Annotated in this window: 17 protein-coding genes and 1 pseudogene; 8 read left to right on the plus strand and 10 right to left on the minus strand. The window is 76.0% G+C overall.

Annotated elements, in window-relative coordinates:
- Positions 1-464: 464 nt before the first annotated feature.
- A complete protein-coding gene (locus DEF28_RS13770) occupies positions 465-806 on the plus strand; it encodes a hypothetical protein (RefSeq protein WP_199493277.1) in 342 nt (113 codons plus the stop codon).
- A 491-nt stretch (positions 807-1,297) separates the two neighbouring features.
- On the opposite strand, the gene DEF28_RS13775 is transcribed toward DEF28_RS13770, so the two are convergent.
- Positions 1,298-1,957, minus strand: a complete 660-nt coding sequence (locus DEF28_RS13775; protein ID WP_374058119.1) for an HNH endonuclease family protein — start codon at positions 1,955-1,957, stop codon at positions 1,298-1,300.
- A 562-nt stretch (positions 1,958-2,519) separates the two neighbouring features.
- On the opposite strand from DEF28_RS13775, the gene DEF28_RS13780 reads away from it, so the two are divergent.
- Entirely contained in the window at positions 2,520-3,530 is a 1,011-nt protein-coding gene (locus tag DEF28_RS13780) for an extracellular catalytic domain type 1 short-chain-length polyhydroxyalkanoate depolymerase (RefSeq protein ID WP_114397857.1), read from the plus strand.
- A gap of 52 nt (positions 3,531-3,582) precedes the next feature.
- On the opposite strand, the gene DEF28_RS13785 is transcribed toward DEF28_RS13780, so the two are convergent.
- A complete protein-coding gene (locus tag DEF28_RS13785) occupies positions 3,583-4,218 on the minus strand; it encodes a TetR/AcrR family transcriptional regulator (RefSeq protein ID WP_158562824.1) in 636 nt (211 codons plus the stop codon).
- Between the two features lie 443 nt (positions 4,219-4,661).
- On the opposite strand from DEF28_RS13785, the gene DEF28_RS13790 reads away from it, so the two are divergent.
- On the plus strand, positions 4,662-6,188 hold the full coding sequence (locus DEF28_RS13790) for a DHA2 family efflux MFS transporter permease subunit (protein ID WP_114397855.1): 1,527 nt from the start codon (positions 4,662-4,664) through the stop codon (positions 6,186-6,188).
- Between the two features lie 37 nt (positions 6,189-6,225).
- Here the strand turns inward: DEF28_RS13790 and DEF28_RS13795 are convergent, their stop codons facing one another.
- On the minus strand, positions 6,226-6,807 hold the full coding sequence (locus DEF28_RS13795; RefSeq protein ID WP_114397854.1) for a hypothetical protein: 582 nt from the start codon (positions 6,805-6,807) through the stop codon (positions 6,226-6,228).
- A gap of 210 nt (positions 6,808-7,017) precedes the next feature.
- Between DEF28_RS13795 and DEF28_RS13800 the strand changes: the two genes are divergently transcribed.
- Positions 7,018-8,262, plus strand: coding sequence for a sensor histidine kinase (locus tag DEF28_RS13800; RefSeq protein WP_114397853.1), 1,245 nt, complete (start codon positions 7,018-7,020; stop codon positions 8,260-8,262).
- 5 nt (positions 8,263-8,267) lie between these two features.
- Positions 8,268-8,918: a response regulator gene (locus tag DEF28_RS13805; RefSeq protein ID WP_199493279.1), complete on the plus strand. Its 651-nt coding sequence runs from the start codon at positions 8,268-8,270 to the stop codon at positions 8,916-8,918.
- 386 nt (positions 8,919-9,304) lie between these two features.
- Here DEF28_RS13805 and DEF28_RS13810 read toward each other — a convergent pair whose 3' ends face one another.
- Together DEF28_RS13810 and DEF28_RS13815 are read right to left on the minus strand one after the other, a co-directional pair.
- Entirely contained in the window at positions 9,305-10,645 is a 1,341-nt protein-coding gene (locus DEF28_RS13810) for an enolase C-terminal domain-like protein (RefSeq protein WP_114397852.1), read from the minus strand.
- 57 nt (positions 10,646-10,702) lie between these two features.
- Positions 10,703-12,100 (minus strand): MFS transporter, encoded by a 1,398-nt coding sequence (locus DEF28_RS13815; protein WP_114397851.1) that lies wholly within the window; start codon positions 12,098-12,100, stop codon positions 10,703-10,705.
- A gap of 300 nt (positions 12,101-12,400) precedes the next feature.
- Between DEF28_RS13815 and DEF28_RS29200 the strand changes: the two are divergent.
- Positions 12,401-12,580 (plus strand): annotated as a pseudogene (locus DEF28_RS29200) (IS982 family transposase); the annotation flags it as partial.
- Positions 12,581-12,864: 284 nt separating this feature from the next.
- The gene (locus DEF28_RS13820; RefSeq protein WP_158562825.1) at positions 12,865-14,265 is read left to right on the plus strand and encodes an FAD/NAD(P)-binding protein; all 1,401 of its coding nucleotides are present in this window, start codon (positions 12,865-12,867) and stop codon (positions 14,263-14,265) included.
- Positions 14,266-14,549: 284 nt separating this feature from the next.
- Here DEF28_RS13820 and DEF28_RS13825 read toward each other — a convergent pair whose 3' ends face one another.
- The 5 genes from DEF28_RS13825 to DEF28_RS13840 form a co-directional block, all read right to left on the minus strand.
- Positions 14,550-15,359 carry a polyprenol monophosphomannose synthase gene (locus DEF28_RS13825; protein WP_114397849.1) on the minus strand — a complete coding sequence of 270 codons (810 nt, stop codon included), beginning with the start codon at positions 15,357-15,359 and terminating at the stop codon, positions 14,550-14,552.
- 170 nt (positions 15,360-15,529) lie between these two features.
- Positions 15,530-16,333 carry a DeoR/GlpR family DNA-binding transcription regulator gene (locus DEF28_RS13830; RefSeq protein WP_114397848.1) on the minus strand — a complete coding sequence of 268 codons (804 nt, stop codon included), beginning with the start codon at positions 16,331-16,333 and terminating at the stop codon, positions 15,530-15,532.
- 134 nt (positions 16,334-16,467) lie between these two features.
- Positions 16,468-16,638: a hypothetical protein gene (locus DEF28_RS28070; RefSeq protein WP_181874296.1), complete on the minus strand. Its 171-nt coding sequence runs from the start codon at positions 16,636-16,638 to the stop codon at positions 16,468-16,470.
- Between the two features lie 227 nt (positions 16,639-16,865).
- On the minus strand, positions 16,866-18,113 hold the full coding sequence (locus tag DEF28_RS13835; protein WP_233515289.1) for an MFS transporter: 1,248 nt from the start codon (positions 18,111-18,113) through the stop codon (positions 16,866-16,868).
- Positions 18,106-18,861 (minus strand): DeoR/GlpR family DNA-binding transcription regulator, encoded by a 756-nt coding sequence (locus DEF28_RS13840; RefSeq protein ID WP_114397846.1) that lies wholly within the window; start codon positions 18,859-18,861, stop codon positions 18,106-18,108. The genes DEF28_RS13835 and DEF28_RS13840 overlap by 8 nt, the downstream gene beginning before the upstream one ends.
- Before the next feature lie 140 nt (positions 18,862-19,001).
- On the opposite strand from DEF28_RS13840, the gene DEF28_RS13845 reads away from it, so the two are divergent.
- Positions 19,002-19,757: a 4'-phosphopantetheinyl transferase family protein gene (locus tag DEF28_RS13845; RefSeq protein ID WP_233515290.1), complete on the plus strand. Its 756-nt coding sequence runs from the start codon at positions 19,002-19,004 to the stop codon at positions 19,755-19,757.
- Positions 19,758-19,891: the final 134 nt, after the last annotated feature.

The following is a 19,891-nucleotide window of genomic DNA, read 5'->3' on the forward strand; positions in this document are numbered from 1 at the left end:
ACCCAGCGCCGCCCGCCGTCGGTGACGGCGGAGGTGAGGTGGAAGCGGCCATCGGCGATGACCTCCCCTGTCAGCTCTCCCCGGACCTTCCCGGGCCGCTCGGCGTGCAAGCGGTCGCACAGCCGCCGAAGACCGGCCCCCGGAGGTCCGCCTCGCCCCTCACCTCTCCCACCCACTCGCCGACCGACCGTCCGGTATCACAGAACGGCCGGAGCGCAATATACCGCAGCGGACCAGCAAGAAGAAGGCATTCACCCGAATCGACATACCAATCGGTCGGTATCGGGCTATTGGCGGAGGAATCCGGCACCCTGCGCGCCCGGGCGAGGGGCGCGATGCCCTCGGCCCGGGCAGAGACCGCGCCTGGATTCCCGCTCCACCCACGTCAGTGCGGAGCGCGGGATCCGCTCGAACCCGCGTAGGGTGCCCGCATGATCGTCCGGTGTGTTCGAATCATCAGCCCGGTGAGCGGAGCGGTGGCGAGCGACCACCCGGGTATCCGGGTCGGCGCGGAGTATCCGGTCTTGGAGGTCGTCACCACCGCGAGCCGGGTGTGGCTCCGGATCCCCGAGCGGCCCGGCGCCTTGGCGGAGCGGGACTCTCCCGGGCTGTGGGATGCCGCCATGTTCACCGTGGTCAGCGGCCGGATACCGGACTGCTGGATCGCGGGGCTGAGAGACGGCCGGGTGATCCTGTCACCGGAGGAATGGCAGCGCCCAGGCTTCTGGGAGGACTACTTCGACGGCGACCCAGCGGCTGGCGCCGAGTACGCGCGTCTGCGGGCGGAGGTTCTCTCCTCGGCGTGATCTCGGACCGGTGATCGCCGCTACCCTCCGGGGGCGGTGGATCCGTCGCTCGGACCGAGGAGGAGCGGTCGGGAGGCCGAGAGAGCGACGGGGCTGGTGAGCGAGTCGGACGGCGGGTCAGCGTCGTATCGACGCCTGCGCCCCCGGACCGCTGCTCCTCCTCGGCTCGTTCGCGGCGGAGGACCGCATCCGCCCCGATCACGGCGGAGTCCCGCCTCCACCTCGGGGGCGACGTCGGCGTACTCGCCTCCGGGGCCGGACCCGGCGGTGGCCGGCTGCTCCGACACCGCGTATCGACTCGCCATGCCGTGCTCGGTGCTCCTGGCGGTCGGCTCGGCCAGGATTCCTGACCGGCCGCCGGCTCGCGGACACGCACGGCGCCCGGCCGGGGATCCCCGGCCGGGCGCTCGGCTACCGCCGGCGGTGCGCTGCCGACGGCACCCGCCCCGTCTCGCGAGGTGCGACCACCGCGAGCGGAGCGGGTCCGCGGATCAGGGCGCCGTCTCGACCGTGAGGGTCTCGTCGGGGCAGCCGCCCGCGAGGGCGGTCAGCGCCTCGCGCTCCCGCGTGTCCGCGGTGAGGCCCCACCGCAGCTTGACCGCCGTCCACTCCGCGACGTAGCGGCAGTGCGCGTCGGGCAGCGCGGGCAGCCACTCGGCCGGGTCCTGGTCGGCCTTGGAGCGGTTCTGCCGCGCGGTGACCGCGACGAGCGCCCGGGGGTCGCCGAGGTCGTTGGCGTAGCGCATCCGCCGCTCGGCGGACCACTCCGACGCGCCGCTGTCCCAGGCCTCGGCCAGCGGCACGACGTGGTCGATGTCCAGGCCGGAGGCGTCGGCGACACGCTCGCCGTCGTAGTACGAGTCCCACTCACCGCCGGAGATCCGGCAGCGCTCCCCGACCGTCAGAGGGGTGACGGCCTCTTCGAGGAGCACCTCGGCGCGGGTACTGCACCCGTCCCGGTCCTCGTCCACCCAGTGCCGGAACTCCGACCGGCGGTAACCGGTGCGGTCCTCGTCGGCGACCGGCAGGTCCGCCACCGCCTGCCGCAGCGGGACGGAGACCGTCTCCGGCGCCGCCGGGGCGGCCTCCGCGTGCGCCGGCGCCGCCAGCACCGCGGCCCAGGCCGCCATCACCCCGAGTCCCGCGATCACCCGAACCGCGCGAGCCGCTCCGCCGCTCCGGCCCGCGGCCGCCCTGCCTGTTCTCACCCTCATGCCACTCCAGGCACTCGCAGTTACGAAACGTCACGGTTCGTGTCCAGGAGTGGCCGGCCGCAAACCCCGGCGGAATCCGAAACGGCGGCCGGGACCGCCCCGAAACAACGGTTCCTCCGGCGGCCCGCCGGCGAAGGGACCGACATATCGCCGACCGGTCCGCAGAACGCCCGGCGGAGTCCGGACATGTCAGGTGTCCCCCGCCGCCGCACCTCGCCGGGGAAAAGGTTGGGTCCGGCGATGCCGCGGTGGCTGCCCGGCGGCCGGATCCGGCCGCCGGGCAGCCACCGCGGCATCGCTCCTCATCGCGGCCGCGGCGGTGGGCGAGCGCCACACAGCCGCGCCGCCGGCCGTGTCCGGCCCGCCCATAGCGAGTGGGCCGCGGCACGGCTACGTTCGGCGCACGCCGCGTCGCCCGCCGGAGAACGCGCCGGCTGGGCCGGGCACGACGCGCACGTGACCGGCGGCGAACCGCGCGCCCGCTCCCCTCGGAGGCCCCATGTCATCCGCACCGTCCCGCTCCCCGCTCCGCCCCTCCTCCCCGTCCCGCGCCCGCACGCTGCTCGGCCTGCTCCTCGTGCTGCTCGCGGCCGCGACGGCACTCGCCCCGCCGGCCCGGGCCGCGGCGCTCACCCAGGTCACCGGCTTCGGTAGCAACCCGGGCGGCCTCGGCATGTACGCCTATGTACCGGAGTCCGCCGGCGAAGGGGCCCCGCTGGTGGTCCTGCTGCACGGCTGCACGCAGACGGCCGCCGGCTACCACGCCAACTCCGGATGGCAGAAGTACGCCGACTCCGAAGGGCTCGTCCTCGTCTACGCTGAGCAGCGGCTCGTCAACAACGCCTCGCGCTGCTTCAACTGGTTCCAGCCCGCCGACGTCGCCCGCGGCTCCGGTGAGGCGCTGTCCATCCGGCAGATGGTCGCGCACGCGCACACCGCGTTCGGCACCGACCCCGGCCGCGGCTACGTCTCCGGGCTCTCCGCCGGCGGGGCCATGGCCGCGGAGATGCTGTCGGCCTACCCCGAGACGTTCGCCGGCGGCGCCGTGGTCGCCGGGCTGCCGAGCGGGTGCGCCGCCGACCTGCTGTCGGCGTTCGGGTGCCAGAACCCCGGCCGGGACCGCACCCCCGACCAGTGGGGCGACGCGGTCCGGGCCAAGAACCCCGGCTACACCGGTCCGTGGCCGCGGGTCGCGATCTGGCACGGCACCGCCGACACCACCGTGGTCCCCGCCAACGCGCGGGAGTCCCGCGACCAGTGGACCGACGTGTGGGGGATCGGGCAGACGCCCACGTCCACGGGCCAGCTGCCCGGCGGCACCGTGGTCGAGGAGTACGCCGCCCCGTCCGGCGCCGTCGCGGTGGCCCGCTACCAGGTGCCGGGCATGGGCCACGGGACGCCGGTCGATCCGGGGCCCGCGGCCGAGCAGTGTGGCACGGCCGGCGCCTACTTCCTGGACACCGTCTGCTCCAGCTACCACACCGCGCGGTTCTGGGGGATCCTCGGCTGACCGCGGCCCGCCCGGCGGCCCCCGTGCGCGGACGCGGGGGCCGGACGGCGGCTCAGGCGCTCATCGGCACCGGGCGCAGGGCGTCCACCAGCTGGCCGGCGTAGTAGTCGCCGACCTCGGCGGCGGAGCGCCGGTTCGCGGGTCGGTACCACGTGCTCAGGTGGTGGACGGAACCGAGGAAGAAGTCGACGACGGTGTCGGGGGGCACCTGCGCGCTGAAGGCGCCGGAGCCCTGGCCCTCGGCGATCAGCGCCCGGAACAGGACCTGGTAGCGGTGCCGGGCGGCGCGCACCTCGCGGCGCCGGTCCGCGACGGCCGGGCTGTGCGCGCGGTAGACGGCGGCGTCGTCGTCCGGGTCGCAGATGGCGGCCACGACGGCGTCGGCGGCGGCCGCGCGGACCCGCTCGGCGACCGGGCGCGGAGCGGCGGCGATGCGCTCCAGGCGGCCCGCCTCGGCCCGCGCGGCGCGGACGCAGATGGCGTCGAGCAGCGCATCAGTGTCACCGAAGTGCCGGCGCAGCACGGCTTCGGACACGTGGGCGGCCTCGGCGACGTCCCGCAGCGAGGTGCGCTCGAATCCTCGGCGGGCGAACAGCGCGGAGGCGGCGGCGAGCAGCCGGCGGCGCACGGGACCGTCGCGCTCCGGGCGCGCGGGCGCGGGGGGATCGGCGGCCGGGAGGGTGGCCACCCTAGGGGGTGCGCCACGGGTTCGGACAGCCACGGGGAGGCCTTTCTGCGGCGGCGATACCTGTGGTGATGGGTCCTTTGGCGGCCCCGAGGGAACGGAACCACCTTCACCTTAGACGTCCGCACGGTCGCAGAAGGCCCCCTCGTCCGCGATTCACAGGGGGTTTACAGGGCGGTCACACGGCGGGCCGCCGACCAGGCACGACGCTCCCGCCCGCGCCGCGGGCCACCGGGATCCGGCCCGGCCGGAACCGGCCTGTCCGCCCGGCCGAGGGAGTGTCCGCCCGGCCGCGGGAGTGTCCGCGCGCCCAGGGCACAGCCGCGGTGGCGTCCCCGGCGTCGTAGTGTCGGAGTCGGAGGCCGCGGAGGGTGCCGGGCTCTCGCAGCCGCTCCCCGCGACGGCCCGGGTCCGGTGCCCGGGGCGTGGGGCAGGAGGAGGCGGACATGAACCAGCGCGGGCGCTCCGGCGGGCCCGGGGGCCGGTCCGGGGGCGAGGCGGTCGCGTGGGGCACTCCGGCCGGGCGGTGGCTGCTGGCGGCGACCGTGCTCGGCTCCGGGATGGCCTTCCTGGACTCCACGGTCGTGAACGTCGCGCTGCCGGCCATCGGCGCGGATCTCGGCACCGGGCTCGCCGGGCTGCAGTGGATCTCCAACAGCTACCTGCTCACGCTGTCCGCGCTGATCCTGCTGAGCGGCGCGCTCGGGGACCGGTTCGGCCGGGTGCGGGTGTTCGCCGTCGGCGTCGCCTGGTTCGCGCTGGCGTCCGTCCTGTGCGTGGTCGCCTCCGACACGGCCACGCTGATCGCCGGCCGGATCGCGCAGGGGGTCGGCGGGGCGCTGCTGACACCGGGCAGCCTGGCGATCCTGCAGGTGGGCTTCCGCGAGGAGGACCGCGGCCGGGCGATCGGCGCCTGGTCCGGCCTGACGGGGGTGGCGTCGGCCGTCGGCCCGTTCGTGGGCGGCTGGCTGGTGGACGCGGGGTCGTGGCGGCTGATCTTCCTGTTGAACATACCGCTGGCCGTGGCGGTGCTGCTGATCGCCTGGCGGCACCTGCCGGAGTCCCGGGACCCGGCGGCGCCCGCCCGGCTCGACTACGCCGGGGCCGGCGCCGCCGTGGTGGGGCTGGCCGGCGTGACCTACGCGCTGATCAGCGCGGGCGAGCAGCCGTTCGCGCCCGGACGGGTCCTGGTCGGCGGCGCTGCGGGCCTGTGCGCCCTGCTGGCCTTCGTCATGGTGGAGCGCCGCAGCGACCACCCGATGCTGCCGCTGGGGGTCTTCGGCTCGGTGCGCTTCAGCGCGGTGAACGTGATGACGGTGCTGCTCTACGGCGCGCTGGGGCCGCTGTTCTTCCTGCTGGTGATCTTCCTGCAGGAGGCGATGGGCTACTCCGCGCTGGCGGCGGGTGCCGCGTCGCTGCCGATCACGCTGCTCATGCTGCTGCTGTCCGGCCGCTCCGGCCGGCTGGCCGAGCGGATCGGCCCCTGGATCCAGCTCACCCTCGGGCCGCTCGCGGTCGCGGCCGGCCTGGTCCTGCTGGCGACGGCGCACGGGGGCTCCGACTACCTGACCGGGGTGCTGCCGGGCGTGCTCGTCGTGGGGGCGGGGCTGGCGGCGACGGTGGCGCCGCTCACCTCCACGGTGCTGGCGTCGGCGCCGCTGCGGCACGCGGGTGTGGCGTCGGGGGTGAACAACGCCGTGGCGCGGAGCGCGCAGCTCATCGGGGTGGCCGCCGTCCCGGTGCTGGCCGGCGTCACCGGGCCGCGCGGGATCTCGGGCGGATTCGCCCCGGCGATGCTCATCCTCGCCGGGCTGAGCGCGGCGGCCGGCCTGCTCGCCCTCGCCCTGCTCCGCCGGGAGCGCCGCGCGGCCGCGGCGGCGAGGGCGCCGCGTGCCCTGTTCTGCGGCGCGACGTCCCCGCCGCTGCGGATGCCCCCGCCCGAGCGGGCCGAACCGGGCGGCGGCCCCGGATGACGCGCCGCCCGGCGGCCCGATGCGCGACGCGGGGGCCTCACCGCGGCGGCGCGGCCGTCCGGCGCCGGTGCCAGTAGGCGATCGTGACCACCGCGAGCAGCGGCCCCCACGCCAGCAGCGGTGCGTAGCAGGCCGTCTGCACCCAGTACGCCGGTCCGAACGGGTACTCCAGCTCGGCGAGGTTGTCGGGATCGTTCCAGCCGGACGCGCCGACGGCCGCGATCACGGTGAGCGCCGCCGCGCCGGCCAGCGCCGGCAGCACCGCCGCCAGGACGGGGATCCGCCGGCCGCCCGCCCAGGGGATCCAGCGCGGCGCGACCTCCCCCCACCGCTGGACCAGGCCCAGCGTGAGCAGCGCGAGCCCCTCGGCGAACAGGCTGAGGCCGATGACGTACCACGTCGCCCAGCCCGGGAAGTTGCTTTCGTGCAGGACCGACTCCGGCGCGAACCCCAGCGGAACGCCGAGTCCCATCGCCACGCGCCAGAGCCCGGACGGCAGCGGTGTCAGCGCCGCCGCGTGCGCGAGGACCCGGACCCACCGGCGGACCCCCGGGGCGGTCCGGCCGGACGCGCGGGTGTCCGGCCGGCGCCGGGACGGTGCTTCGGCCGTGTCGGTCATGGTGTGCTCCCTTCCGCGGCGGCCGCTCGTGCCGCCGGTGTGCGGAGCTCCAGGGTCCCGGCCGCGGCCCCGCGGCGGCCATCCGCCGATCGGGGGAGGTTCGGGACGGGCGCGGTCGCGGGCTCGGCCCTTCGGGAGAGGCCGCGCGGCGGCCGGCCCGTCTACGCTGAACCGCGGCAGGGCAGTGGACGGACCGGGGAGGGCGCCGCCATGACGCGTCGGGACCGCTGGACGGCGGGTGGTGTCACCGCGGCGGCCGCCTGCGTGCTCGCCGTGGCGCCGTGCGCTCCGTCCGGTACGGTTCCGGCGGTCGCCGCCGTCGGCGTCCTCTCGGGGGTGACCGCCACCTGGCCGCGGTCCCGCGCCGGGCTGGGCTGGTGGGCCGCCGCGGCCGGGGCGGTGGCGCTCGCGGCCACGGCCGCGCACCCGCAGCCGGCGCCGGTGGAGGCCGCGGCGTGGCGGTTCGCGATGGCGGGCGCGTTGACGCTGCTGCTGGCGTCGGCGGTGCGGTGGGCGCCGTCCCGCCGGCAGGTGGTGGCGGCCGTGCTCCTGGCCGGCGGCGCGATCGCCGCGTGGCCGCTGCCGTTCATGCCGGAGGCGTCCTTCCTCGAACGCGTCGGCGCGTGCGCGTTCTGGTCGCTGCCCGCCGCGGTCGCGGTGGTCGCGGGGGGCTACCTCCGGTGGGGGGAGCGGCGGACCCGGCGGGCGGTCGACCGCGCCCGCCGCGCGCAGCGGCTGGAGCTGGCCCGCGACCTGCACGACTTCGTCGCCCACGACGTCAGCGGGATCGTCGTACAGGCCCAGGCGGCACTGTTCGTCGCGGAGGGCGACCCGGGGCGGGCGGCCTCGGCCCTCCGGCGCATCGAGCGCTCGGGCCTGGACGCGCTCGCCACCCTGGACCGGACCGTGCGGATGCTGAACGATCCGGACGGCGCGCACGAAGCGCGCGGCGCGGACGCCTCGGGCGCCGGCGGCGGGGCCGGTGCCCCGTCCCTCGGGCCGCCCCCGGGGCTGGAGCGGCTCCGCGACACCGTGCGGCGGTTCGGCGCGACCGGCCCGGCGCGGATCCGCCTCACCATGGCCGACGACGCGGTGCGGGCCGCGTCGCGGGAGGCGGGCACCACCGCCTACCGGGTCGTGGTGGAGGCGCTGACGAACGTCCGCCGGCACGCCCCCGCAGCGGCCGACGTCCGCGTCAGCGTCGCCCGGGTCCGCCGGAGCAGCGGGCCGGCGCTGGAGGTCCGCGTGGTGAACGGTCCCGGGGACGCGGCGGCCCCCGCACCCGCGCTCCCCGGAGCCGAGCGGGACGGCGGCGGCCGCGGCCTGGCCGGGCTCGGCGAGCGGGTGCGCGCCGTCGGCGGGACGCTGTCGGCCGGGCCGTGCGCCGCCGGATGGCAGGTGGTGGCGGTGCTGCCGTGCGCTGGGGCGGCGGACCGCACCGGCGCGGCATCATGAACGGCGTGACGACACGCATCCTCATCGCCGACGACCAGGAGGAGGTCCGCCACGGGTTCCGGCTGGTCCTCGACTCCCAGCCCGACATGGCGGTGGTGGCGGAGGCCGCCGACGGCGCCGCGGCCCTGGACCTGGCCCGCCGCCTCGCTCCCGACGTCGTGCTGGCCGACATCCGGATGCCGCGACTCGACGGCCTGGAGCTCACCCGGCTGCTCACGGGCCCCGAGGCGGCGGCGCCCACCAGGGTCGTGGTCGTCACGACCTTCGACCTCGACGAGTACGTGCACGCGGCGCTGCGGAGCGGGGCGTGCGGCTTCCTGCTGAAGCGGTCCGGGCCCGCGCTGCTCATCGAGGCCGTCCGCGCGGCGATGGCCGGCGACACCCTGGTCAGCCCGCAGGTCACGGTCCGGCTGCTGCGGCACCTCACGGCGCCGCCGCCTTCCGGCTCCCCGAATCCGCTCACCGGCCGGGAGATGGACATCGTCCGGCTGCTCGCCCTGGGGCGCACGAACGCCGAGATCGGCGCCGAGCTGTTCATCTCGGCGGGCACCGTCAAGACCCACGTGGCCAACATCCAGGCCAAACTCGGCACCCGCAACCGCGTCGGAACCGCCGCGTGGGCGTGGGCGGCGGGTTATGTGACGCCGCAGGCGTGACGCCCGGCTGCGGGCGCCCGCTGGGTTCTTCCCCGCCGCACCGAGCGCCGGACCGGGCCGGGGTGACCGACGTACACCGGGCCCGCCGCATCCCGCCGGCCCGCGGCCGGCCGAACGACGCGGCACCCCGCCCCCGTGGACCCGGCCCGGCCGCAGCGGGCTCCGGCCGCCGCACCGCCGCGAAGCAGCCCGGACCCGCGCGCCGGGCACGGCAGGTCCGCACCCGCGCGGGCCTCCGCTCCCGGCACCGGCCGCGCCCCCTACCCGGCCGGTCGGCGCGGAGAACCGGACCCACCCGGGCCCAGTACCGGGACCGCCGGCCCGGGCCCGCAGGTGGGTCGTGTGCTCCCCCGCCCCTGTCCCCCACCGGAGCGGGGCGGGAGCCCCTAGCGGTCCAGGGCCGGGCGCTTGGGATCGAACCGCCAGCCGGGGATGAGCCGCCGCATCGCGACGGCGTCGTCGCGCGCGCCGAGGCCGTGCTGCAGGTACAGCTCGTGTGCCCGCTCGACCTGCTCCATGTCGAGGTCCACGCCCAGCCCCGGGCGGTCCGGGAGGTCAATCCGGCCGTCGGCGATGCGGAAGGGCGCCGTGGTGAGGCGCTGGCCGTCCTGCCAGATCCAGTGGGTGTCGATGGCGGTGATGTCGCCGGGAGCGGCGGCGGCCACGTGGGTGAACATCGCCAGGGATACGTCGAAGTGGTTGTTGGAGTGCGAGCCCCAGGTGAGCCCCCAGGCGTCGCAGAGCTGGGCCACCCGCACCGATCCCTGCATGGTCCAGAAGTGCGGGTCGGCGAGCGGGATGTCCACGGCCGCGCCGCGGACGGCGTGCCCGAGCTGCCGCCAGTCGGTGGCGACCATGTTGGTGGCGGTGGGCAGCCCCGTGGCGCGGCGGAACTCCGCCATGACCTCGCGCCCCGAGTAGCCGTCCTCCTCGCCGCACGGGTCCTCGGCGTAGGCCAGGACGCCGTTCAGGGAGCGGCCGATCTCGACGGCCCGGGCGAGCGGCCAGGCGCCGTTGGGATCGAGGGTGACGCGCGCCTTGGGGAACGCCTCGGCCAGGGCCCGGACGGCCTCGGCCTCCTGGTGCGCCGGGAGCACGCCGCCCTTCAGTTTGAAGTCGTGGAAGCCGTAGCGCTCCTGCGCGGCGGCGGCCAGGCGCACGACGGCGTCGGCATCCAGCGCCTCCTGGTCGCGCAGCCGGAACCAGGCGTCCGCGCTCCCGGGGTCGGACCGGTAGTCCAGGCCGGTGCGCTCGCGGTCGCCCACGAAGAAGAGGTAGCCGAGGACGGGCACCGAGGTCCGCTGGACCCCGTCGCCGAGCAGCGCCGCGACGGGCACGTCGAGATGGCGGCCGAGGAGGTCGAGCATGGCCGACTCGACGGCGGTCACGGCGTGCACCGCGACCCGCAGGTCGAAGGTCTGCCGGCCGCGGCCGCCCGCGTCGCGGCCAGCGTGGCGCCGCCGCATCGCCGCCAGCACGGCGTTGCGCCCGCCGAGCGGCGCGCCCACCACGAGGTCCCGCGACTCCTCCAGGGTGGCGGTGATGGCCTCCCCGCCGGGGACCTCCCCGACCCCGGTCCTGCCGTCCGAGTCCGTGAGGACGACGAGGTTGCGGGTGAAGAAGGGCGCGTGGGCGCCGCTGAGGTTGAGCAGCATGCTGTCGCGGCCGGCGACGGGGACCACCCGCATGCCGGTGACGACGGGCGCGGTGGAGCTGGGGTGGGGCATGGTGTCCTCTCGATGGGTGGGTGCGGCGGACCGGGCTGTCCGGGGGGCGGCGCGCCGCTACTCGGGCGTGCTCGCGCCGCGGTCCCCGGCGGGCGGTGCGCCCGGCCGGCCGGGCGGTACGGGAGCGGAGGCGACCGCGTCGCCGCCGACGGTGCGGTCGCCGCGGACGCCGAGCACGAGGAGGGCGCCGAGCACACTGCAGGCGGCGAGGGCGTAGAGGCCGTAGGTGACCTGACCGGTCGCCTCCTGCACGAGGCCGAAGCCGTAGGGCGCGACGAAGCCCCCGAGGTTGCCCAGCGAGTTGATGACGGCGACCGCGGCGGCCGCGGCGAGCGGGTGGACCGACCCCTGCGGGATCGTCCAGAAGAGCGGGCTGGCGCTCTTGAACCCCATGGCGGCGACGCACAGCGCCACGAGCGCCCAGGCCGGTGAGACGACGGCAGCGGCGTAGGTGCCCGCCGCGGCGACCAGCAGGGCCGCCACCAGCAGGGGCTTGCTGCGGCCGGTCCGGTCGGAGGCGCGTCCCGCGAGGTACATGGCGGCGACGGCGCAGATCCACGGCAGGGAGGACAGCAGCCCCACGGTGATGTCGTCGGTGCCCTCGATACGGCGCACGATCGTGGGCAGCCAGAAGGTGTTGGCGTAGATCGACAGCTGGATGGCGAAGTAGATGCCGCAGAAGGCGAGCATCTGCCCGCTGAGCAGCAGCCGCCAGCGCGACACCGTGACGCTCGCGGTGCCGGCCGCCGCTCGCCTGGCCGCGTCCTCGCGCTCGATCTCCTCGGCGAGCGCCCGCTTCTCGTCGGCCCGCAGCCAGCGCGCGTCCTGGATCGAGGAGTCCAGGAGGCGGTAGGCGATGAGCCCGACGACGATCGAGAGCAGGCCCTCCAGCCCGAACAGCCACTGCCAGCCGGCCGCCCCCGCGATGCCGTCCATGGCGAGCAGGGGGCCGGAGACGGGGCCCGAGATCGCGGCGGCGATCGAGGAGCCGGCGACGAACAGGGCGGTGGCGCGACCGCGGTGCGAGCCGGGCAGCCAGCGGGAGAAGAAGTAGATGACGGCCGGGAAGAAGCCCGCCTCGGCGACGCCCAGCAGGAACCGCAGGATGTAGAAGGTGGTCTCGTTGGTCACGAACGCCATGGCGGCCGAGACGGCTCCCCAGCTGACCATGATGCGGGGCAGCCAGACCTTGGGGCCGTAGCGCTCCAGCAGCATGTTGGAGGGCAGTTCGAACAGGGCGTAGGCGACGAAGAAGAGGCCGGCGCCCAGGCCGTAGGCGGCGGCGCCGATGCCGACGTCGGCCTCCAGGTGCACCTGCGCGTAGCCGATGTTGGACCGGTTCAGCTGGTTGCAGATCAGCATGACGATGAAGAGCGGAACGAGGCGGCGGAAGACCTTCCCGACCACGAGGTCCAGGGGGCGCTCGGGGTGGCCGGCGCGCGGGGATACGGGCATGGGCGTCCTTCGCTGGGGCCCCGCGAGGGGCTGCGTCGGTGGTTCCGCCCGGCCAGGCTGCGACGTCCGGATCCCGTTCACCGGACGTGCACCGAATGTAAGCCACGTCACTGACGGCGGTCCAACATCGTTTGGGTATCGCCCCATTCGAAGAAGGCATCCCGTGCGCCGAACGGGAAGGCCGCGCAGCGGACCGGGCGCGGCCGCCTGCCGCCGGGCACCTGGAGAACTCGACGCAACGCCGCGGGCCCCCCTGATCAGCACCGCTGAGGGAGCCGCCACGGCGTTCTCCCTGGCCCACTCCTCCGGCCGGTGCGCCTGGAGGAGCCGGAACCGGCGGCGCGGGTGTTCCCGTCCCGGCCGCGCCAAGGATCGAGGCGGTGATCTGGGCCTTGAGAAACGAGCTCGGGCTGGAAGCGCCGCCAGACGCGCACCACCGGGGGCCTGTGGCCGCGGGTGTGTCAGCGCGTCCGCGCGCTCAAGTGGTCAACGGGATCCTGTGGCGGCTGCGCACAGGCGCACCCCGGCCCCACCCCGCCTTCCCCTCCGACCGGGACCCGCTCCGGCTCCGGCTCGCCGGAGCGGCTCTCGCCCCGGCGGCTCCGGAGGGCCGCGCGCCGGACCGTATGCGGCCCGGTGCGGAAACGATCGGCGCTCCCTCCTGCGCGGCGGCGTCCAGGCAGGTAGGTTCGTATCGCACGCGGCTCGGCGGCGCGCCCGCCGGATCCTTTCACTCCCTTATTCCGACCGCTAGAGTAGGTTTTATGGCAGACCAGGCGCCGGGTCCCGGCTGTCGGCCGATCATCGCGTTCGTCGGGGGTGGTGCGAGCGCGACCCTGACCGCGATCGCGCTGCTGCGTGCCACCACCTGGCTGCGGCTGCCCTACCACGTCGTGCTCCTCGACGAGCACGGCCGGCACGCCCGGGGCGTCGCCTACTCCACCGGCGACGACCGCCACCTGCTGAACTCCCCGGCCAAGGGCATGGCCGCGCTGCCGGACCAGCCCGGGCACCTCGTGGAGTGGGCCGTGCGACGCGGCCTGCGCTGCGGTCCGGAGACCTTCCTCCCGCGGCGCGCCTACGGCGACTACCTGGCCGAGACCCTCGCCGAGACCGCGCGGTGGGCCGTGCCGCACGCCACCGTGGAGCAGCGCACCGCGCGGGTGGTGCGCGCGCGCGGGACCGGCGACGGGGTGGTGCTGCACCTCGCCGGCGGCGAACGGCTGACCGCGGCGGCGGCCGTGGTGGCGACCGGCAACGCGCCGCCCGACCCGCTGCCCGGACCCGCCGGCCTGCCCGGTGTCGTCGCCGACCCCTGGCACCCGGTCTCCGGGGTGGCGCGGCTGCGGCCGCGCGCCGACGTGCTCGCGGTGGGGACCGGCCTCACCATGGCGGACGTCGCCCTCACGCTGACGGCCGCGGCACCGGACGTCGTCGTGCACGCCGTCTCGCGGCACGGAATGCTCGCGCACCGCCACCGGCCGCCGCTGGTCACCCCGCCCGGACTGGTCGACCTCGCGCACGCCGACGGACCGCTCCCGCTCCGGGAGCTGACCCGCCGGGTCCGGGCGGCGATCGCCGACTACCCCGGCGACTGGCGGCACGTGGTCGACTCGCTGCGCCCGCACGTCCCCGAGCTGTGGCAGGGCCTCTCGGCGGCGGAGCAGCGGCTGTTCCTGGCCCGGCTGGCGCGCTACTGGGAGTCCGCCCGGCACCGGATGGCGCCCGAGGTGGCCGACCGGCTGGCGGCGCTGCGCGCCGCGGGCCGGCTGCGGCTGCACACCGGCCGGGTGAGCGAGCTGCGCGCCGGCCCGAGCGGGGTCCGCGCCGTCCTCGGCGACGGCGGCCGGCTCGACGTCGGGACGGTCGTCAACTGCACCGGTGCCAACCCCGGGGCCGCGCCGTTCGTCCGCGCGCTCCTCGACGACGGGCTCGCCCGCCCGAACCACCTGGGGCTCGGCGTGGACACCTGCCCGCGCGGCGCACTCGTCACGCCGTCGGGCCGGGTGAGCCGCCGGCTCCTCGCGCTGGGACCGGTCCGCCGCGGGCAGCTCTACGAGACCACCGCGATCCCGGAGATCCGCGCGCAGGCCGAGCAGCTGGCGCAGCGCATCGCCGACAGCGTGCTGCGCGGCCGTGCGATCGAGCCGACCGTCGTTCCCTGACCGCGCCGCACCGCGCGCAGACCGCCGCCCGGGCGGCCCCGGCGGCCCCGCGCTCCCGGACCGGCGCGGTTCCCGGCTCCCGCCCGCCGGGCCCGGGGCCGCTCCGTGGACGCGTCGTCAAGGAACCGTGCGCTCCGCGCCAACGACGCACACCGCCGAGCGCGGCATCCTGGAGGAACCGGTGCGAGGCGGTGAGGGCCTTGGCGGCGGGACCGCCGGACGGAGCGCGGACACCTCCGGAGGCGGACGGGACCGGGCGCCCCGGCGGCAGGGGCGCCCGGCGGTCACCGCGTGCGGCGGGCCCCCTCGGTCCGGCGCAGCTGGAAGGGGCGCAGCGCGGACTCCAGCTGGACGGCGAGGTCCATCTTGCTGGAACCCTCCTGGCGGTCCTCGAAGTGGATGGGGATCTCCACCATCTTCTGGCCGCGCCGGTAGGCGCGGAAGTGCATCTCCACCTGGAAGCTGTACCCGCTGCTGTGGATGCCCGCCAGGTCGAGCGCCTCCAGCGCCGACCGGCGCCACAGCTTGTACCCGGCGGTGACGTCGCGGATCGGCATCGCCAGGATCGCCTTGACGTAGGCGTTCGCCCAGCCGCTGAGCAGCCGCCGCCGCAGGCCCCAGTGCTCCGAGAGGCTGCCGCCGGCGACGTAGCGGCTGCCGATCACCACGCCGGCGTTCGTGGACAGCGCGGTGCCGAGCATCTGGGGCAGGTAGCCGGGCGGGTGGCTGAGGTCGGCGTCCATCTGGGCCACGAAGTCGGCGCCGTCCCGCAGCGCGCGGGTCATCCCGGCCACGTAGGCGCGGCCCAGGCCGTCCTTGGCGGTGCGGTGCAGCACGGTGATCGGGCTCTGCCCGGCTCCGCCGCCGCCCGGGGCGGCCCCGTCGGCCGCGTACTCGGCGGCGAGCTTGTCGGCGACCTCGCCTGTGCCGTCCGGTGAGTTGTCGTCCACGATCACCAGCCGCAGGTTCGGCAGCCCGAGCGCGAGCACCCGCTCGACGAGCACGGGGAGGTTCGCCGCCTCGTTGTAGGTCGGCACCACCACGCTCACCGCGGACCGCGACCAGGGTTCGGGCAGTGTCACCGGGCTGGACATGTGGTGGCCTCCAGGGAAGTCGTCGATCGGCCGAGGGGCGCATGGCGTGGGCGGGCAGCGCGCGCCCTCCGGGCGGGGCCCGGGGGCCGTGGAGACTGTCCGGACTGCCCGACATGAGGACGATATGCCAGGAGCAATGGTGCTTCCACCGGACCGCCGGCCTGCCCGGGCTACTCGCCCCGGTCCACCTCCAGGACGGCGACGTGCACGGCGGTCCCCATGTCCTCCAGGGTCATGAGGACCTCGGGATCGGCGTGGTTGTCGGTGATGAGGTGCGCGATGTGCTCCGGCGGCACCGTCCGCACCATGGTGTCCACCCCGACCTTGGTGTGGTCGGCCAGCACGATGACCTCCTGGGCGCAGGCCACCAGGGCGCGGTCGACGCTGGCCACCGCGGGGTTCGGCGTGCTCAGGCCCCGCTCGGCGGTGACGCCGTTGCCGGAGACGAACGCGCGGTGCACCCGCAGACCGGCGAGCGACTGCTCCGCCGCGCTGCCGACCAGCGCCAGGATCGATCCGCGCAGCGATCCGCCGGTCATCACGACGTCCACGCCGGGCGCCGCGGCCAGCACTTGGGCGACCAGCAGCGAGTTGGTCACCACGGTCAGGTTCTGCCGGTTGACGAGCTCGCGGGCGAGCGCCTCGGTGGTGCTGCCCGCGCCGAGCACGATTGCGTCGTCGTCCTCGACCAGCCGGGCGGCGGCCCGGGCGATGGCCAGCTTCTCGGGCGCCGCCTGCCGCGCCTTCTGCGCGTAGCTCTGCTCGTTGCCGAGCCTGCCGGGCAGCGCGGCCCCGCCGCGGCGGCGGTCGATCAGCCCCTCGGCCTCCAGCGCCCGCACGTCGCGGCGCACCGTGACCTCCGAGGCGCGGACCTGCGAGGCGATGTCGCGCAGCGCCATGGCTCCGTTCGCGCGCACGAGCTCCAGGATGCGCTCCCGGCGCTCGGCCGCGAACGCCGGCTTGCCGTCCTCCATCGTGCACCCCTTCGCGCCCGCGCCCGGTCACGCCGCCGGACCGGAACGCGGCGAACCCCTTCCCGATCGATCATAATCGGTCAGGAACGGGTGCCCGCTCTCCCGCGGCCGGGGCCGGGCACGGCCGGCCCGCCTCAGCCGAGACGGACCCCGTGCGCGGAGAACGCCTCGTCGACGGCGTCCTCGTCGGCGGCCTCCTCGGCCGGCGGCGCCGCGGCGCCCATGGCGAGCGCGGCGATGAACAGTACGGAGAGAACGGTGAGCGCGACGAGGGTCGCCGCGCCGAACATGGCCATGATTGACACGCGTAAGCTCCCTCAGATCGGGGGGACCCGCTCCCTGACCGATCTCCCGGACCCGGCGGTCCGGAAGATCACTTGACGCATGCCCCGCGCGGCGCCCGATTACACCCCGGCGGCGGGCTAGATATGCCTTGCCGGCCGCACCGCACGGAATCGGCCGCACCCGTCGTGGGGGTACGGCCGATCCGCCGGCCCGCGGACGCCTCGGCCGGGAGGCGCCCCGGTCCCGCTCAGGTGACGGCGAGGTCGGCCCGCCGCACGGTGTCGGCCGCGCGCAGCCGGCCCGCCGCGAGCGCGATGAGCAGCGCCAGCAGCAGCGGGATGGCGAGCGCGACCGCCAGGCTGCTGGAGTGGGCGACCGCGCCGATCGTCACCGGGCCGCTGAGCAGCCCCGTGTACCCCATGGCCGCCGTGAAGCCGAGGTTGCGTCCCGCGCGGCGGGGGTCGTGGCTGGTGGCCGCCGTGAAGACCTGCGGGATGACGCAGGACAGCCCGGCGCCCATGAGGCCGAATCCGATCACCCCCACGGCAGCGGAGGGCACCACCAGCCCCGCGCCGAGCCCGACCGCGGCGGTGACCGCGCCGACGCGGACGATCCGCACGGCGCCGAACCGGGCGGCGAGCCGGTCGCCGACCAGCCGGCCGCAGGCCATCATGCCCGAGAACACCGAGAAGCCGGCGGCGGCCAGCGCCCCGGACGCGCCCCGGCTGTCGTGCAGGAAGACGGTCGCCCAGTCGGTGGCCGACCCCTCGGCGAGCATGCAGCAGAAGGCGACCGCCCCGAGGAGCACGACCCGCGGCGGGACGTCCGGGAGCAGCCGCCTTCTGCGCTCGGGCGGGCGCTCCGCGTCGGACTCGGCGGCGGCGTCCCGTCCGGGCAGCAGGCCGCGCCGCACGACGAGCGACAGCAGCGCGAGCGCGACCGACACGATCCAGAAGGTCGCGGCGGCGCTCAGCTCGACGTAGGCGGCGAGCCCCCCGATGCCGGCGCCGACGAACCCGCCGATGGGGAAGGCGGCGTGGAATGACGCCATGATCGGACGACCGTAGCTGCGCTGGATCCGGGCCGCGTGCACGTTGATCGGCACATCGATCATCCCGTGCCCGAACCCGACCGCGAACAGCGCGACGAAGAGGAACGGCAGCGAGTTGGCATATCCCGGCGCGATCAGCGCGAGGCTGCCGAAGAACGCCGCGGGCAGCACGTTGGCCGCGCTGCCGAAGCGGTCGACCATCCGGCCGGCGACCTGCATGGCCGCCAGCGCGCCGAGGGCCAGGCCGAGAAGGGCGATGCTCAGCTGGCCGTCGTTGAGCCCGGCCTGGGCCTTGACCGCCGGGACGCGCGCCGCCCAGGCCGCCATGATCATCCCGGAGATGAAGAAGTAGATCCACACCGCGACGCGCGCTCTGCGCATGCGCGGTGTGGGCGAGGACGGATCGGGCCGCTGTTCGGGCGAGGAGGACTGGATGTCAGACACGTAGTACCGCCACTCCGGAGGCTTGGATTTCGGTCACGATGTCGTCGGGAGCGTCGGTGTCGGTGACCAGGGTGTCGACCTGGTCGATCGGGCCGACGTGGCCCATGGTCACCTGGCCGAGCTTGCTGGAGTCCGCCGCCATGACGACGCGGCGCGCCGATCTCATCGCGGCGCGTTTGACGGCGACCTCGCCCAGGTCGCGGGCGGTGACGCCGTCCGGGACCGACAGCCCGCAGCAGCCGAGCACGGCGGTGTCGAACCGCACCGCGCCCAGCCCGGCCTCGGTCAGCGGGCCGGTCAGCGAGAGTTCGCCGGGGCGCACGTCGCCCCCCGGCAGTACGAGCCGGGTGTGCGGGCTGGCGCTCAGCGCGGAGGCGGCCTGCAGCGAGAGCGGCATGACCGTGACCGACCGGTCGGCCAGCTCCCGGGCCACCGCCGCGGCCGTGGTCCCGCTGTCCAGGGCCACGGTGTGCCCGTCGTGGACCAGGCCGCCCACCGCGGCGGCGATGCGGCGCTTGGCCGCGGTGGCCCGCCGTTCGCGGACCGCGAACGGCGGCTCGCGGTCGCGCGGCACCAGGCCGGCCGAGCCGCCGGCCCACCGCAGCACCCCCGCGGCCGAGAGCCGGGCGAGGTCCGCGCGGATGGCCGCCTCGGAGTACCCGGTGCGCTCCGCCAGGTCCGCCACGGTCGCCTCGCCCGCCTCCCGGAGGCGAGCGACGATCGCGTCGACCCGTGCCGCGCTGTCCATGCCACTATTCAAACATGGAGGCTGTTCGTTTTGGTATCGAATTCACGAAGTTATTGTTCAAGCGAACATCGAGTGCGCTCGCCTCCTGTTCCGGGCGTCCGCGCTGGGCCGGCGCCGCGGGGCAGGGCCACAATGGAGCGGTGACGCGACCCCCGACTCCCCTGCCCTGCGACGTGTGGTGGGCGTCCCCCGCCCTGGCCGGCCCCGGGCTCCTCGCCCTCCTCGACGGCGACGAGCGGCGGCGGCATGCCCGCTACCGGATCCCGGCCGATCGCGACCGCTACGCGGTGGCGCACGCGCTCGCCCGGATCGTGTGCGCGGACGCGGCCGGCTGCACCCCGGGGGACGTGGCGTTCACGCTGCGCTGCCCGCGGTGCGCCGCCGGGGCGAAGGCGCGCCGGGAGCCGCACGGCAAGCCCGTCCCGGCCGGGCCCGCGCACGGGTGGGAGATGTCCATCAGCCACTCCGGCGAACGCGTGGTGGTGGCGCTCGCGAAGGGGGTCCCGATCGGGGTGGACGTCGAACTCGTGCGGGCGGACCGCGACATCGACGGACTGCTCGACTACGCGCTCACCGACGCCGAGCGCGCGGACCTGGCCACGGCCGGCCCCGAGGGCCGCACGGCCGGCTTCTACACCTACTGGGCCCGCAAGGAGGCCCTGCTCAAGGCTACGGGAGAGGGCCTGGCCGGCGGGCTGACTTCGGTGAGCGTGACCGGCCCCACCGAGCCGGCGGACGTGCTCGCCTGGGACTCCCCGTCCGCACCGCCGCACGTGCGGCTGACCGACCTCGCGGCGGACGGGCCCTACCGCGCGGCCCTCGCCGCCCTGACCGCCGAGCCGCTGGACGTCCGCGTCCACGACGCCGCTCCCCTGCTCACCGCCGCCGGCCGCTGAGGGGCCCGCTCCGCGAGCGTGCGCGCGGCGCCGTCGGGGGCCCCGCGCAGGGGGTCCCGGGTCCACCGGTGGCCCGCTCCTCGCGTCCCGCGCGGGCAAACGTTACCGCTCGGCCATATTTGTGGGCTTTTGGG

The sequence above is a fragment of the Marinitenerispora sediminis genome (assembly GCF_003336425.1).
GTDB classification, from domain to species: Bacteria; Actinomycetota; Actinomycetes; order Streptosporangiales; family Streptosporangiaceae; genus Marinitenerispora; species Marinitenerispora sediminis.

Bases quoted from the DNA above. Each gene is read 5' to 3' on its own strand.
- DEF28_RS13820 (WP_158562825.1), top strand. From the start codon at position 12,865: ATGGCAGACCAGGCGCCGGGTCCCGGCTGTCGGCCGATCATCGCGTTC.
- DEF28_RS13780 (WP_114397857.1), top strand. From the start codon at position 2,520: ATGTCATCCGCACCGTCCCGCTCCCCGCTCCGCCCCTCCTCCCCGTCC.
- DEF28_RS13810 (WP_114397852.1), bottom strand. From the start codon at position 10,645: ATGCCCCACCCCAGCTCCACCGCGCCCGTCGTCACCGGCATGCGGGTG.
- DEF28_RS13800 (WP_114397853.1), top strand. From the start codon at position 7,018: ATGACGCGTCGGGACCGCTGGACGGCGGGTGGTGTCACCGCGGCGGCC.
- DEF28_RS13830 (WP_114397848.1), bottom strand. From the start codon at position 16,333: ATGGAGGACGGCAAGCCGGCGTTCGCGGCCGAGCGCCGGGAGCGCATC.
- DEF28_RS13815 (WP_114397851.1), bottom strand. From the start codon at position 12,100: ATGCCCGTATCCCCGCGCGCCGGCCACCCCGAGCGCCCCCTGGACCTC.
- DEF28_RS13825 (WP_114397849.1), bottom strand. From the start codon at position 15,359: ATGTCCAGCCCGGTGACACTGCCCGAACCCTGGTCGCGGTCCGCGGTG.
- DEF28_RS13790 (WP_114397855.1), top strand. From the start codon at position 4,662: ATGAACCAGCGCGGGCGCTCCGGCGGGCCCGGGGGCCGGTCCGGGGGC.
- DEF28_RS13795 (WP_114397854.1), bottom strand. From the start codon at position 6,807: ATGACCGACACGGCCGAAGCACCGTCCCGGCGCCGGCCGGACACCCGC.
- DEF28_RS13840 (WP_114397846.1), bottom strand. From the start codon at position 18,861: ATGGACAGCGCGGCACGGGTCGACGCGATCGTCGCTCGCCTCCGGGAG.